The organism is Undibacterium paludis, assembly GCF_022568815.1.
Classification (GTDB): domain Bacteria; phylum Pseudomonadota; class Gammaproteobacteria; order Burkholderiales; family Burkholderiaceae_D; genus Undibacterium.
Genome location: NZ_JAKZHX010000001.1, coordinates 828326 through 843379, shown reverse-complemented (window position 1 = coordinate 843379; position 15054 = coordinate 828326). Strand labels below are relative to the sequence as shown.

The 15054-nt window shown below is 53.6% G+C and carries 11 protein-coding genes; 2 read left to right on the top strand and 9 right to left on the bottom strand.

Annotation, left to right across the window (positions count from 1 at the left end):
* Positions 1–137: 137 nt before the first annotated feature.
* The 4 genes from LZ463_RS03680 to LZ463_RS03665 form a co-directional block, all read right to left on the bottom strand.
* Complete coding sequence (locus LZ463_RS03680) at positions 138–1454, bottom strand: hypothetical protein (RefSeq protein WP_241453943.1); 1317 nt, start codon at positions 1452–1454, stop codon at positions 138–140.
* Positions 1451–2125, bottom strand: coding sequence for a sigma-70 family RNA polymerase sigma factor (locus LZ463_RS03675; protein WP_241453941.1), 675 nt, complete (start codon positions 2123–2125; stop codon positions 1451–1453). Before LZ463_RS03675 ends, LZ463_RS03680 begins: the two co-directional genes overlap by 4 nt.
* Before the next feature lie 74 nt (positions 2126–2199).
* Entirely contained in the window at positions 2200–6558 is a 4359-nt protein-coding gene (locus tag LZ463_RS03670) for an MG2 domain-containing protein (protein WP_241453939.1), read from the bottom strand.
* A gap of 47 nt (positions 6559–6605) precedes the next feature.
* Positions 6606–7385: a hypothetical protein gene (locus tag LZ463_RS03665; RefSeq protein WP_241453930.1), complete on the bottom strand. Its 780-nt coding sequence runs from the start codon at positions 7383–7385 to the stop codon at positions 6606–6608.
* A 202-nt stretch (positions 7386–7587) separates the two neighbouring features.
* On the opposite strand from LZ463_RS03665, the gene LZ463_RS03660 reads away from it, so the two are divergent.
* Both LZ463_RS03660 and LZ463_RS03655 read left to right on the top strand, forming a co-directional pair.
* Positions 7588–8286: a YceH family protein gene (locus LZ463_RS03660; RefSeq protein WP_241453929.1), complete on the top strand. Its 699-nt coding sequence runs from the start codon at positions 7588–7590 to the stop codon at positions 8284–8286.
* Between the two features lie 36 nt (positions 8287–8322).
* Positions 8323–9075, top strand: coding sequence for an AAA family ATPase (locus LZ463_RS03655; protein WP_241453928.1), 753 nt, complete (start codon positions 8323–8325; stop codon positions 9073–9075).
* 147 nt (positions 9076–9222) lie between these two features.
* Here the strand turns inward: LZ463_RS03655 and LZ463_RS03650 are convergent, their stop codons facing one another.
* The 5 genes from LZ463_RS03650 to LZ463_RS03630 form a co-directional block, all read right to left on the bottom strand.
* Positions 9223–9879, bottom strand: coding sequence for a hypothetical protein (locus tag LZ463_RS03650; protein ID WP_241453926.1), 657 nt, complete (start codon positions 9877–9879; stop codon positions 9223–9225).
* Positions 9880–9888: 9 nt separating this feature from the next.
* Positions 9889–10971, bottom strand: coding sequence for a TFIIB-type zinc ribbon-containing protein (locus tag LZ463_RS03645; protein WP_241453924.1), 1083 nt, complete (start codon positions 10969–10971; stop codon positions 9889–9891).
* Positions 10972–11171: 200 nt separating this feature from the next.
* Entirely contained in the window at positions 11172–12320 is a 1149-nt protein-coding gene (locus LZ463_RS03640) for an SPFH domain-containing protein (protein WP_241453922.1), read from the bottom strand.
* A gap of 305 nt (positions 12321–12625) precedes the next feature.
* A complete protein-coding gene (locus LZ463_RS03635) occupies positions 12626–13321 on the bottom strand; it encodes a class I SAM-dependent methyltransferase (protein WP_241453920.1) in 696 nt (231 codons plus the stop codon).
* Between the two features lie 246 nt (positions 13322–13567).
* A complete protein-coding gene (locus LZ463_RS03630; protein WP_241453919.1) occupies positions 13568–14926 on the bottom strand; it encodes a sugar MFS transporter in 1359 nt (452 codons plus the stop codon).
* Positions 14927–15054: the final 128 nt, after the last annotated feature.

The window sequence follows — 15054 nt, the reverse complement described above, 5'->3', positions numbered from 1 at the left end:
CCTGTACCTGACATGTGTTTATGCAGTTCGATGAAAGTCATCGGGTTCCGGTTTGATGGCGTCGCCGAAGATGCATTTGCTTTCAGCACATGGCTGACTTGCCTGCATTCAAGGGGACTGCGGCAGGGCCAGCCCACTCACTTTGGTAAGCTATTTTGCAATTCTTCCATTTTTGTCTGAATCTGTTTGCTGACGGCAAAGCCAGGGTAGGACAGGCGGAATTTTTTCCATTCATCAAGCGCCAGCCTGTCCTGGCCGGCTTTGAGCAGGCGTTCTATCTTTTGCAGCCATTCGTCAGGACTCAGCGGTGTCTCTGGTGCGATGCTGGCAGACGGAGCGGGTGGTGCTGCTGACACCCTGGCGGGCGCGATCTGACCAATCGCGGCGGCATCGGATTTGTTGTCAGCCCTTGCCATGACAGGAGCTGGTCTTGTGGCAACTTCAACCGGGGGGGGCGCACTTTTACTCATGGCCGTTAATGGTCGAGTCTCCGCTTCTGCTTTTTTTGCCAGTTGCTGCAGTGCTTCTTCCTTGCTGTTGCTGGCGTCTGCAACACGTGTCCTGGATGCGCCTGGAACTGGTGCTGCCATACCTGAACTTTCTCGCGCAGTTGCATCAAATACCGGTTTTGCAGCGGGCGCAGCATTGGCATAGGCTTTACGTTCTGCTAACTGCATCCCGGTGGTAGCGGCCGGTGCGGCTTCAGCAATGACCTGTGCAGGCATTGGGGCAGCGGGAGCAGGTGCTGGCGATGGTGCAGGGGGGGCAGACATGGCAACAGGTGGCACGACGGCAGCCGGCGCGACATGGGCTGCGCGTCTGGCATCTGCGACCTGATTGTCTGCCAGCCTGGATTTTTCCAATTCAGGCGCAGCCCGGTCATTTTTTTTATCAGATTTCTCTGCAAACTTGTCATTAGCTGCGTCAACGGCTGGCTCAGGCGCCACGGCTTTGCGTTTCACTTCGGCGCGGGCTGTTTCTGGTACAGCCTGTATGTCAGGTGCTGCTGCAGGTGCAATTTTATCGGCATCCGTCATGACTGGTTGCGGCTGAATATCTTTTGCCGGGCTGGTTGCGGCAACCATTACGTCCTGCTCAGTCTGCTGGCGGTATTCCATGACGACCGGTATCGCAAACAGGACGCTGGCTGCCAGGCCAAGTGGCAATTTCCAGCGCCACAAGAAGCCTGGCATAGCGCCGGAACCAGACGGTCCCTTGGCGTCATTCGCTGCGTTGGCAGGTTGCGCCGCCGGCGCAATCGCAGTAACAGGATTGATGGCCGGGTTGTTCAATACCCTCGCTGCATCAGAAAGGATGGCAGCATCAAGTTCTGCTGATGGTTGCTCCTGCTCCAGATTCTGCAACAGACTGGCGAGTTCGCCCTGGCCTTGCAGGAAATCCTCGAATTCTGCATCGTATTCGCTGTTATGCATGTTGTCGTCCCTGGAAGTCATGCAAACTCCCCTTGCGTCTGGTTTTGTAGCTGGGCACGCAGTTTTTGCATGGCGTAGCGCAAACGGCTCTTGACGGTCTCCGCTGGTACGGCCGTGATGACAGCGATTTCTTCCAGGCTCAAGCCATTGAACTGTTGCAGGACCAGGGCTTCTTTCTGCTCGCTTGGCAAACTTTTGATGGCGTCATGCAGGCGATCTGCCTGCTGCTTTTTTTCCATGTTTCTTTCTGGGGAGCGTGTCAGCGGTGTCGATTCCTGTGTGCTTTCCAGGGTCAGGTCATCGGCCTCCACGCCCTGTCCGATATCGCTTTCGTACAAGGACTCTTTCTGGCGTAACAGATCAATCAGGCGATTGCGGGCAATCTGGTACAGATAGGTGCGAAAACCGGCAATTGGCTGGTACTGGGCACGTGCTGCATGCAGGGCCGCCCAGCTGTCCTGTACGATTTCATCTACCCATTCCTGGCGTGGTGAACGCCAGCTGATGAAGCGGTACAGACCCAGACGATGGCGCTGGTACAGCTCCGTGAAAGCGAGCAGGTCGCCATCGCAATAGAGCAGCATCAATGCCTCGTCAGTTTGGGGTCCGGTAGTCATGCCGGTTAGTTTACCGGAAAATCCGGCTCCGGCAGCATCATTTCTGCCTGCCAGCAGGTATAACCAGACTCTCACGATCATGCCTTTCCGCGTTTTTCCACCAATTACGACTTGCCCGGAAAAACGCGGAATCTGCTGCCTGCGCCTTGCTAAGGCGTGATGCGTATCGCCAATGGGCTTGTCCACGTTTTGTCCGTGTCGTTGTAGTACAGATAGGCTGATGATGCCGGTCCGGTGTACGTGCCAGGTACACTGGCAACCAGGTCTATAGCCAGTTTCTTCACTTCCCCCGGTTTCATGTCGCGGAAATACAAGATCACTTCACGGGCACGGGTTTCAAAGAAAGCTATCTGGCCTTTTTCACGCATTTCCTTCAATTGCCAGTTCTGGAAAGTCAAGCCGCCAGGCAAGCCCAGACGTACCAGGCTCATGGGCTGGCCAGTTTGCGTTTTGTTGCTGATGGTGGCATCAAGCCTGACTGTTTCACCCATCTTCAATTCGGATTTTGCCAGTCTGGTCTGCAAGTCCACGACAGCGGCGCCGGACGAGGCTGGCTCACTGCTGCGGTATTCAATCGCAATAGAGTAGGGCAGGGCACTGCCATTCTTGCTCTTCAGGGTGATGTTGTGCTTGCCTGGTTTGAGCAAGTCATCAAAATCCTGGAACTGCAAGGGTTCACGCCTGCCTGCTTCATAGCTGAGCTCACGCACGACCACGCCGTCGACCAGCAGGCTGACGGTACCGGCAGCAGGCGCAACCTTGGTCGCCTCATCAAAGGCGATCATCGCTTTCAGGGCCAGCACGGTCGCCTGGGTAGCGCCCCATTGGCCAAAGCCGCTACGGTTGGCTTGCAACCAGTTGATGCCTTTGCGTGCCTGCTCCAGGTGACCATCTGCCTTGAGCATGGCCATGATGGCCAGTGCCGTGGTCTCTATGTGCAGATTGCTGCCACCGCTGCGGGTGATGGAATGGTCTGCATTGGTCCAGGCGCCAGATGCTGTCTGCATGGCCGCCAGTTTTTCTACGGCTGCACGGCGGCTCTTTTCGCTGACGATGGCTTTGGATGAAGGTTCCAGCATGCTTGCCGTTGCCAGGGCCAGTTGATAGGCGTCCTGCGTGGTTTCTGCCAGTTTGACTGATTTTGCGACTTCCTTGTCCAGGCCGGTTTCGCCAGCCATCACCAGCGCCCAGGTGATGTAGGCATCGGTGACTTCCGGCGTGGCGCGGCCAAAAGTATCAAGCGCCTTGCCGTCACGCTGGTAACCACCACTGCCGTCGCGTCTGGCTTTGAGCCAGGCGGCAGTGCGCGCCAGCATGGCTTTGTCGACCGCGCCATAGATGCCTTTCATGTCGGCGAATTCCAGCAGGCCATAGGCAGTCAGGGCTTCATGGCCGGGATCACCGCCAAACCATTCATAGCCTTTTTTCGGCGATTCAAAACCGGCCAGCTTCTTGTAGCCATTGTCCAGCAGTTTATTGGTGCGTTCCAGCAAGGCGCTGTCGGCGACATCATGCTGTTTCATGTATTGCATGATCATTACATTCGGGTAGTTGGTCGATGAGGTTTGTTCAAAGCAACCGGAGGGCTCACGCAGCATGCCTTCCAGGCCAGACACCATGGTCGACAGTGGCGAGGTATACACCTTGATACTGGCCTGCACACTGCCCTTGCTGGCTTTGCCCAGGTCGATATCATGGCTGGCCTGGCCCTTGATCTGTCCGGATTTTTCAAACAATTGCGGAAAGCCCGGCGCAACCACCGGTATGCTGCGCAAAACTTCGTCCTTCAGACCTGATGCCGAAGCGGACAACTGCACCTGTGACAGACCGCGTGTGCCATTCACTTCCACCGGGATGAACAGGCTCTTGCGCTGACCGGCAGGCAACTGGCCTCCATTCTCCTGCTGATCCTGATTGCCTGTTACTTTGAGAAGGCTGCCAAAATTGCTGTTCAGCCTGACTTGCAGGGCTTGTTCGCTTTCATTCGTCAAAGTCACAGGGATCAGGGGTTTGTCGCCGGCCGAAATTTCCAGCGGTAATTTGGCTGACAGTGAAAAAGGTAAAGACGATTTGATGACACGCTCATGATGACCAAGCTGACCATTGCCTGCACCTTCGGCGGTGACACGGAAAGAAGTCACGGCGTCAGACAGGACAAACTTTACTGTTGCCTTGCCTTGTCTATCGGTTTTGACGGATGGAACCCACAGCACAGTCTCGCGATAATCATCGCGTGGTCCGGCATAATCAGGTGTGTAGGCCGGGACAGGGAATACCCTGACCGGAGCCAGCTGCTGCAAGGAGGCATCTTTTCTGGCTATTTGGGTTTTGCTCATGGCGTACTCAAAGTCTTTATCCGCCACGACTTTCTCCATGACTGCAACATCCTGTGCAACAGGCGGGATGGCGGCAATAGCGGCAGGCCTGGCTTCCATCCCGGCCATGACAGGCTGTTCGTTCTTATCAATTCGGCGTCTGTCTGCCATCGGTTTGGCTACCGGCATGGGTGGCAGCGGCGCCGCATCGGCCACGGCCATTTCTTTTTTCTTGAGATCGGCAGCAGGCATCGGTGGCGCCATGGGTGCAGCAGGGGCAACTGGTGCAGCAAGTGCCCTCACCGGCACAGGCGCCGGTGCTGGCATTGCTGCTGCAGCCATGACGGGCATGGGATGCACCAGCCCCTTGACGCCAGCCTGGTAGGTCTCTTGCCGTATCTGCACCCAGTCAAAGCGCCGGTAACCGCGCGTACCCATCAACATGTCGAGCGCCAGTGCGCTCTTGTCTTCGCTCAGGTCAGTATAAAAGTTCGGTTCTTCTATCTTGCCCGGCAATTCAGATTCCAGCAGCAGGCGTGACAGCATGGTGGCGGTCTTGTCATCGGCAAAAGACAGGACCGTATCGTCCACTACGGCCAGCGCTATATCCGCCGGTACGGGCTTGCCGCTGGCATCTCTGGTGGTGATAGCCAGCGCTACCTGCCCTCTCGGGGTATAGTTTTTCTTGTCAGTTTCTACCTTGATATCGAGACGGTTGCGGCGATTGCGAAACACCAGTCTTTCTGCCAGCGGGTTCAATGATTGATCAAGCACAGTCACCCTGGCAATGCCGGCGGCGTTTTGTACAGCTGCATCTTTGGCCGACAGGTAGATCACAGATGGCTTGCCCGGCCCTGCTTCTATGGTTCCCGTATCAAACACATTTTCGCGTACCGTGGCAGCTACCACGACTTTCTGTTTTTCTGTGCATTGCACAGCAATGCGCAAAGCTTTTTCTTGTCCATCCAGGTCGTCATAACTGCGCATGACACAACCTTTTTCTTCTGCCAGCGGCAGTGCATATTGTTCTGTCACGGCGCTTGGTTTGCTGATTTCTGCATGATAGCTGCGCCCTGTCGCCGGAGTAAAGGCGATGCGCCCCAAGCCATTTTTATAGGTGCTGAATGTCGCAACAGCATGGCCCAGGTCATCGACCAGACGGCCTTCAACATCAGCCGGTTTGCCGAGTCTGGTCTTGGCTTCAAAATACAGACGGGTAGGCAAGCCTGCTACCATCTTGCCCCCTTCCGGGAAAAAAGACAGCGCCATCCTGTTTTGCAGAATAGGGATGGATTTGGATATCGATTCAGTAATCCCGCCGTCTTCTACCAGTATGCTCAGCAAGCCTTCACCGGTTTCTATCTGTTTGGGTAAATCAAATTTAACCAGTGCCTCACCTTCTGCATTGGTGGTCACAGACACGCGCGGTAATTCCCTGCCATCGATCGTGATGACAGCGCTTAAACGCTTGTTGCCCAGTACTTCACCGGTTGGCCGCTTGACGGCGATGGTGGCGCTGACCAGTTCACCAGCGCCATAAGATTTTTTGACGAATTCCAGCGTTTTTTTCAGGCGTGGTGCTTCATAGGCAGAAACGATAATGCTGCGTTCCACCGGCTGACCATAAGCTGCACTGGTGCGCAGTTTGTATTCACCACCCTGGGCTTCGGCCGGGATCTCAAAATCATTTTCTGCACTGCCCGCTTTCACTCGCAGGCGCTTTTTGATCACGCTGGCGCCCTTGGGTGAAATCAGTTCTACCGTTGTTTCATAGTCGTCCACACCCGTCATCGTGCGTGAACGCAGGTCCCAGGTCTTGAACCAGATTGTTTCACCAGGCTTGTACAAAGGCTTGTCCACCTGTATGTACTGGTTGTGACCAACATTGCCGTCAAAATAGCTTGCAAGCAGCCCGGGCAAGTCCTTGTTATTCACAGTATTTTCACGCGCACTCGCAGGCGGCGCCGCTTCTGCCATCACGGCCGCAACGGCTTTCTTGGCCCCATCATCAATACCGCCACCACCACTACTGCCACTATGGGTTTTCATACTGATGTCGCTGGCCTGGGCATGTTGTCCGGCAGAATCGTCAGCCTGCAAGTCCGCAACACTGCTTAGCTGACAAGCGCTCAGCATCATGGTCAGGAGCGGGGGCAAGGCCAGTGACGATGGCAGGCGTGTGTATTTTTTCATTATTGATAATCTCCGGTAGGTGGAATTGTTTTTGTTCAAGGCCGTGCTCAATTTGGATCAGGCACGAAACTGCCAGGGAAGGGATTCGGTTCTGGATTGCGGCCACGCGGGATGATGCCGCGCGCCACCAGGCGGGCATAGCTGTCATACTGTATGCTGATGATTTCATCTGGCAGCGTGCTGGCACGGCGGAAATCGGTATTACGCACACTGCTGCTGATGCGCTCACCATGGCCTGTGCCTATCTTGCTTTCGGCCATGCTGCTGTCGGCAGACCGTTTCGCCATGCTGCCCATGGGGGGCGGGGCCTCTGCCGGAGCGGCCGAAGCTTTGGGGGCGGCCGCATAACGTTCTTCTTCAGAACGGTTGATGACGACAGGTTCAACATATTCTCGGAACAGTGCTACGCCAATCACGCCTACATTATCAGGACGACCCGTGCGTGCTGCATATGAATCCGGCAACTGGGTGAAATAGAAAGCCGCCACTTCATCCATATTCTTGCGCCAGCCCTTGACTTCGACGGGTTGCCAGGCACCCAGCACATAGCCAGCCTGTGATGGTGACGCTGTTGCGCCATTCAATACATTGACGCCATCGACTGACAAGACCGACAAAATGCGCCCGCCTGTCTTGTTGGTGATTTCTATGGCATAACGGTCACCAGGTCTTCCCGCGACGTAATTGCTGCCATGATGACGCCAGATGGGCAGACGTTCACCGGTGCTTTGATTGATGATGCTGACACCGGCGAGTTGCCCGGCATGTACGGCAGTACCGGTAAAGACAGTTGCTGCAAGTAGCAGGATGGAAAGATATTTTTTCATGATGGCTCCAAAAAATGAGGGTCTTACTCATTAAACGGAGCGATGAATAAAGCGGGGTTAAATTTTTAAAAAAATTAATTGATCCCGGACTCGCGGGGCTTCTTGCGCAAATGCAGCATCCCTGTATGATATAAAACCGATATGTTTTACCAGCCAGACTCTGGCAAGGTTCTAACAGTGCTGCAATCAAAAAGGTAGAGTGATGAGTACAGAAAATCCCGCAGATGGTGTTGCGCAGGATGCAACAAACGATCAGTTTCTTGATGCAAACGAAGTCCGCGTATTGGCTGCGCTGGCAGAGAAAGAGGCTGCCACCCCCGACAATTACCCCATGTCCCTGAATGCCCTGGTCAATGCCTGTAACCAACTGACCAGCCGTGACCCGGTGATGAGCCTGACAGAAAGCGAAGTGCTCGAAGCCATAGACAGGCTGGCCGCAAAAAAACTGGCCAACGCCATTCACCAGGCCGGCGCCCGCGTCGCCAAGTATGAGCATCGAATGCGCATCAAGTGGATGCTGGATCAGCCCAAGGTCGCTGTGCTGGCGATACTGATGCTGCGCGGCTTCCAGACTGCCGGCGAAATCCGCAGCCGCGCCGGTCGCCTGCATGAGTTTGCCACGGTCGCTGAGGTGGAAAAATGCCTGGAATACCTGATGGACAAATACCCGCCACTGGTGGCAAAACTCGCACTCACACCGGGCACCAAGGAGCCACGTTATGCACACCTGCTGTCCTGCGACGAAGCTGACCTGGAGCAGGCGGAAACCAGTCACCCTGGCAGTGCTGGTGGCTCAAGGGGGGACAGGGTAGGCTTGCTGGAAGCAGAAGTAGCGCAACTCAAACAGCAGGTCAGTGATTTGAGTGCGCAGTTTGCAGATTTCCGGAAGCAGTTTGAATAGCAGTGCGCAATCAGGAACTTACATTGCTTAAACGCCATGATTTCTAAGCAATATGTTAGCCGCGTCAGTCTGCGCAGGGATATCGTCGAATCTTTTGAACGCTATCCCTTCTCTTTACCTTCGATAAAAAATTTCGACTATGTCGATCTGCATCCCAAGATCACTTACTTTGTTGGTGAAAATGGCTCGGGTAAATCTACCTTGCTGGAAGCGATCGCAGTCGCCATGGGCTTCAATGCGGAAGGTGGCACCAAGAACTTCAGTTTTGGTACGCGGCGTTCACACTCGGTGCTGGATGAATACCTGCGTATTGCCAAAGGCATACGCAGGCCGCGTGACGGCTTCTTCTTGCGTGCCGAGAGTTTTTTCAATGTGGCTACTGAAATTGAAAGGCTTGACGAAGACAGGTCTTATCCAGCTCCACCCATTATCAAATCCTATGGTGGAATTTCTCTGCATGAACAATCACATGGCGAATCCTTCCTGAAACTGATGACAGAACGCTTCAGCGGCCAGGGTTTGTATATACTCGATGAGCCCGAGGCAGCTCTATCGCCACAAAGGCAACTCGCGGTGTTGTCGCGCATCCATGATTTGATTGAAGACAATTCGCAATTCATTATCGCCACTCATTCACCGATACTCATGGCTTATCCTGATGCCTGCATTTATCAATGCGGCAAAGACGGTATTGCGGAAATTGCCTATGAAGACACCGAGCACTTTAAAGTGACGCGAGATTTTCTGGCGAACCCCAAACGCATGATGGAGGTGTTAATGGGGCGTTGAGCTTTGAATACAGTTACCAATAGATTTTAATTTTACATAGATTATCGATGGGTCAACTCAGTATCCAGGATTTTCTATTTTAATACTTGGTTGCGCCATTCATCCTGTGAGTAGATACCTTCTGGCGTAGGGCTTCGGTTAGAAAATCTATGTGATCCACTCAGAAATGATTTTCAGAGAGCCCTTGCAATTTGGACATTTGCATTCGGGAGACCATGATCTAGCTAAAGAATGATCTTTATGGCAGTGAGCGCATTTTATTTCTGAATTGATATCTCCATTTTTTTGAAAAATATCACCATTAGTCTCAATTAGTTGCTCTGGTTTCTGGCTGCCTTCTTCATTGAAGCAAGGAAACCCAGGTGACATTAATCTATCTGCCATCAGGGGCCCGTAGCCTGGATTTTTGCGGCGTTCATAAATACGTATTGTCGTTCCAATACCAAGCAAACCCAATTTCTTGGATATGTCTTTTGCAGTGCTTTCTGTTAACTCCTGTTTAAATGTGAAGGGCAGATCATCTATTGTTCTTCTTGCCTCTTCTACATTCATCTTTTTGACTTGGCGTAGTCGGATCATCATAGGAACACGACCATGCTCGGCAATCGTATCAACAATGATTTCATAAATTTCCCAGAACTCATCTCCTCTCTCATGCAATGCAGTCTCAATTGAGTGAGGGGTACCACAATGACGGCATACCGATAAAACCCGACCGCCATATCCATGCGAAAAATTGTGATAGTGAAATGCTCCAACGGAAAATTGCAGCTCGCAATCCAGACACTTGAAATCTGAAACCATGACCAGTTTTTATTTATGCCCAAGCATAATAACTACACCTATCACTACCACTGCCAGCAACACCGCCCCCGCAATCTTCCACGCTGAATACGGGCGCTCGCCCTGCACCTGGCCAGTCTGACCATTGACCAGGAAGCGGTAAGTCTTGTCGCCATACTTATAAGACGACAGCCAGATAGGTAACAAGATGTGCTTGAAGCTGATATTCGAATAACGCGGCTGCATCGCAATGATGCGCTGGTGGTCGCCGCCGATGTCGCGGCAGATGGCATTGCGGATTTCACTTTCCATCTTGCCCTGGGCATCGACAAAGCCGGGCTCCAGGCCCACTTGGTAAGCCTCTACCGTGAAACCGGATACATAGTCGTCGCGGTAGCCCTGCAGTTTTTCCAGACGCCATGGTGCAAGGTTTTCTGCATACGACGTTGGCAGGGTTTTTGAGCCGACGACCAGCACATCATCAAAAGATACCTGCACTGCACCGACAGCCGGGTACCAGTTGGTTTTTGTGACCTGCCGGCTCTTGGTCTCACCGTTTTCGGTGTAGTTTTCTGTTACCGTGTAATCGACGCCGCGCTGGCCCTGGTAGGTGGTGTCGCTGTCGGCATCGTACGTCCAGTAAGGGGTGTAGATACCCTTCAAGCCACGCTCGGCCCGGTAAGCCTGCTTTAGCGCATTCGGTGCGAACCACAGGCCGGTGATCCAGTTGGCGAACTTGCTGCGCGCTTCTGATTCCTTGATATCAAATGGCGCTATCGCCTTGGGTTTGATCTTGCGTGCAGAATAGGCATTGGCGGCGATCAACGGTACCGCGCAAAACGGGCAACGGTCAGACACCAGATTGGCTGCCAGTTGCGACTCTGCCCCGCAGCCCGTGCACTTCACATGCTGGCTGGCGAGCATGGGTTCATTGCCAGCCTGTTCTGCCAGGTAAGCCTGGTAATCGAGCTCTTCTACTGCGGCGACCGTGGCTTCCTTGTCTTCAGGGATTTCATTTTTGTCGCCACAATACGGGCATTGCAGGGCATGCTGACCGGGTGCGTATTCGAGCTTGGCGCCGCAGGATTTGCAGGGGTAGGTTTTTGTCGTCACGTTGATGATTCCAGAACAAAATAGAAAGCGTCGCAACCACTAGGGAACTGTAACGCGAAATCGGAGTGCCTGTCATGTGCACGACGATCATGGCTGCGTTTTGCGTTTTGCGCCTTGCCCTGATGCGTCGGGCACATGCCCTTCACTCTCGATTCCACTGTTACAGTCCACTAGTTGTGACGCCGTATCAGTGTAGGAGTTTATTGCGGTGGCAGTGGTGGTGGCATGGCTGCAAACAAGCCGGACAAATCAGCCTGTTCACCCGCCTTGCCCCAGGCTGCCATGCCCTGACGCCATACCAGGCTGTCACGCGTCAAACTGCCATTGCCCACGTGTGATTGCAACACAACCAGATCAAATGGTCCGGTCTGCGCGCCATTTTGCGCGACAAAATAAGATACTGCAGTCGGCAAAGGTGGCGGCATGCCGCCGCCTGCTGCAGGTGCCGGGCTGGCAGCAGGCGCTGCCGCTGGTTGTGGATTATTACCAAACATGGTGCCCATGCTCTGGCTTAACATACCACCTACACCCACGCCCATCATTGCCCCTGCCATGCCAGGGTTTTGCGCCGCATCACGCAAAGCCTGTGCGCCCTGGTATTGGGCAAACTGGTTCATATTGCCGATGACGCGCATCGCACCCTGCTGGTCTATGGCTTTTTCGACTTCTTCCGGCAAGCCTATGTCTTGCACCTGCACTTCGCACAGTTCCAGACCATACTGGGTAAAGTCAGAAGCAATTTTCTCCTGTATGCGCCTGCCCACTTCAGTGACCTTGGCTTCCAGGTCGATGACAGGCACGCCAATTTCAGGCATCACTTCCTTGATGCGCATGCCTATCTTGCCGCGCAGGTTCTCTTCTATATCCGCCGTCGTAAAGTCGGCTTTGGTGCCCACCAGTTCAGTCAGCATGGCCTTGGCATCAACGATGCGTATGCCATAAATACCAAAGGCCGTCACACGCACTACGCCAAATTCCGGGTCGCGCATGGTGGCAGGCCCGGCCGTGCCCCATTTCATGTTGGTAAAGCGCGTGGTCTTGAAGAAATACACTTCTGCCTTGAAGGGGCTGTTAAAGCCATACTTCCAGCCCTTGAGCGTACTCAGCAAAGGCATGTTCTCGGTTGACAGCTCATACATGCCAGGCATGAACACATCCGCCACCTGCCCCTTGCCCATCTGGCCTTCATTGACCATGACAGCAATTTGGCCCTCACGCACCGTCAGCTTGGCACCCATCTTGATTTCATTCTGATAGCGCTCAAAGCGATGCACCATCACATCGGGACTGTCATCTAGCCACTCGACGATGTCGATAAATTCATTACTGAGCTTGTTCCACAGACCCATAGTGTTCTCCAAAAACAAAATTCTTGCAGGATGCTGTCAGGCAATTGTAGTGATAGCAGCCAACAGCTATTCGGCGGATACCAGTATATCCGGCGTAGGCGAAGTATTGCTGAATTGGTACATTATCACAAGGGGCTGGCGGTATTTATTGGTGCTTGTTTCCAGATGTAAATCCGGGAAATTTGATGGTGTTATATTGTTAATCTATGAGCAATAAAATCTGTGGTTTCATTGGCAATGATATGTCGATGAAACCTATTCTTGCTGATCGGAACACACTTTTAACTTTCCTTTCCCGTATTGGTTCAAACACGTTTGGCAAACCACGCATGAATCAAGCCCGATTGAAAGAATTGTACCGGTGCCGCAAAACCGCCGGATTGAATAATGGACTTCACTTCAGCCGACGGTAAAACAGCGACATCTTTTGCATAGGCCGCCTTCATGCGCTTAAGTCCTTCAGGGGAAAGATTGGATGTCGCCATCACTTTCCACCATACTTTGAGCAGGGCATCACCGTTATCTGAATCTGTACCTGAGGATAAATCCGAATTGGCGAGCAGGCCACCCGGCTGAAGTTGACTGGCGATTTGCCGGAAGAAACCGGAGCGTGTCTCTTTATCGAGCATGAATTGGGAAACCAGGAAGCATGTTGCCGCATCATGGAGTTCCATTGCAGGCAACGAGTCAAGATAGCCTTCATGAAAATAGCATCGGGAGCCGAGCCCTTCTTCAGTTGCACGCTGGCGACAGACATCCAGCATGGCGCCCGAAGGCTCAACTGCAGTAAAACGCCAGCCCGGATTTTCTTTTGCCAGGTGAATCAACTCTTTTCCTGTGCCTACTCCGACGCAAAGAATCCTGGCCTCTGGCGGTAACTCGGAAAAAACAGATTCCAGCAGAAAGTAGAGGCCGTTGTTGATTGCAGCCATCCTTGCCCACTGCTGATCGTAACTGGAAGCTTGTTGATCAAACACACTTTTAAGTTCTTCTTTGTTCACGCTATTCCTTTTCAAGCATCAAAAATACTTATAGTAGCAGCTCGTGATTTTGGGAGGATCTGGCTGGTCAATCAGGCAGCGGGTCGCCATGAACAGATGGATCTGATCAGAAATCTGGAGGGCAATCTTGGAGAAATGTATTGTCTTCGGCGGGGTAAAAGCAGAGTCGGTGATTTACCCACATCCTCTATGCGGCGGGGATGTGAGTATGAAGAAAATGATAACTGCAAATAACTAATGGGTAGCTCACCCTGTCTGATCCACTCGCTCCAGGCTGCCGGTATCCGCACCCCAGCTCCTTAATTTGTACCCCTTCACTGCATAGAAAAAAATCATCAGATAGCAGGGCAGCATCACCCAGTAGGCAGTCTGCGAATTGCCTGCGTCAGACAGGCGGCCGTACAGCATGGGCAGCAGGGCGCCGCCGGCTATGCCCATGATCAGCAGGGCGGAACCGGCTGCCGTGTATTTGCCCAGGCCTTGCAGGGCCAGCGGCCAGATGGCTGGCCAGACCAGGGCATTGGCCAGGCCCAGCATGGCCAGGAACATGACGGTATTGGGCACGGCAGGTACGCCTGCCCAGCCAAGCAGGGTTTGCGAGATGCCGGTTTCTATGGGGGAGCTCAGTGCCACACCTGCGGTAAAGAACACACCGCTGACGGCGGACAGCAGCAGGGCGGTTTTTTGTGACATCAGTTTCGGTATCATGGTCGCACCGATCAGGTAGCCCAGCACCATGAAGCCCATGGTGTATGACGTCAGCACGGCATAGGTTTTCACACCGAGGTGACGGCCATACAGGCCTATGGTGTCGCCGGCGATGACTTCCACGCCGACATAGGCAAACAGGGACAGGGCGCCTAGCACCAGTTGCGGGAATTGCAGCACGCCAAGTTTCTTGACGGCTGGCTGATTTTCTTCTTTTTCCAGCGGCAGGTCAGGCAGTGAAGAAAAATGGATGATGAGCATGAAGACCAGCAAACCTCCCGCCATGATGGCATAGGGGAAGATCAGGCGTGACGACAGTTCCGAGCGCATGGCTTCCCTGCCGGCCTGGTCGAGTACGGCCAGCGCTGCGTCAGAATACTTGTCTATGCCCGACAGGATGAGTGCGGAAAACACCAAGGGCACTACAATGCCCGCCCCCTTGTTGAACAGGCCCATGATGCTGATGCGCATGGCGGCGCTGTCACGGGAACCTATGCAGACGATATAGGGGTTGATGGCGGTTTGCATCAGTGTCATGCCGGTGGCCAGTGTGAACAGGGCCAGCAGGAAAAAGCCGTAATAACTGGACCTGGCCGCCGGGATGAACAGCAGTGCGCCTATCGCCATGATGCCCAGCCCCAGTGTCATGCCGTTCTTATAGCCGGTACGGCTCAGTATGGCGGCGGAGGGCAGGGCCATGACGGTATAGGCAATGTAAAAGGCAAAGGTGACCCACAGTGCCTGGAAGTTGTTGAGGTCGCAGACTATCTTCAGGAAGGGAATCAGCGAACCATTGAGCCAGGTGGCAAAACCCAGGATGAAAAACAGAAGACTGATGAATAGCATGGCTATCACCACATCTCTTGTCGATCCTGTTGCTTGATCATTGTTATTCATGAGGGGTTCCAGAAATAAGGTAAGTTGACTGCCAGTAAACGGTTTGTGCTTCAGGCTGCGTCATGCGTCGGAAAAAAGCCTCCCCCACAGATGCGTCAGGGGAGGCTTTTCCGGCAAGCTGATCTGGA

Bases quoted from the DNA above. Each gene is read 5' to 3' on its own strand.
- LZ463_RS03650 (WP_241453926.1), bottom strand. From the start codon at position 9,879: ATGGTTTCAGATTTCAAGTGTCTGGATTGCGAGCTGCAATTTTCCGTT.
- LZ463_RS03660 (WP_241453929.1), top strand. From the start codon at position 7,588: ATGAGTACAGAAAATCCCGCAGATGGTGTTGCGCAGGATGCAACAAAC.
- LZ463_RS03665 (WP_241453930.1), bottom strand. From the start codon at position 7,385: ATGAAAAAATATCTTTCCATCCTGCTACTTGCAGCAACTGTCTTTACC.
- LZ463_RS03630 (WP_241453919.1), bottom strand. From the start codon at position 14,926: ATGAATAACAATGATCAAGCAACAGGATCGACAAGAGATGTGGTGATA.
- LZ463_RS03680 (WP_241453943.1), bottom strand. From the start codon at position 1,454: ATGACTTCCAGGGACGACAACATGCATAACAGCGAATACGATGCAGAA.
- LZ463_RS03640 (WP_241453922.1), bottom strand. From the start codon at position 12,320: ATGGGTCTGTGGAACAAGCTCAGTAATGAATTTATCGACATCGTCGAG.
- LZ463_RS03670 (WP_241453939.1), bottom strand. From the start codon at position 6,558: ATGAAAAAATACACACGCCTGCCATCGTCACTGGCCTTGCCCCCGCTC.
- LZ463_RS03655 (WP_241453928.1), top strand. From the start codon at position 8,323: ATGATTTCTAAGCAATATGTTAGCCGCGTCAGTCTGCGCAGGGATATC.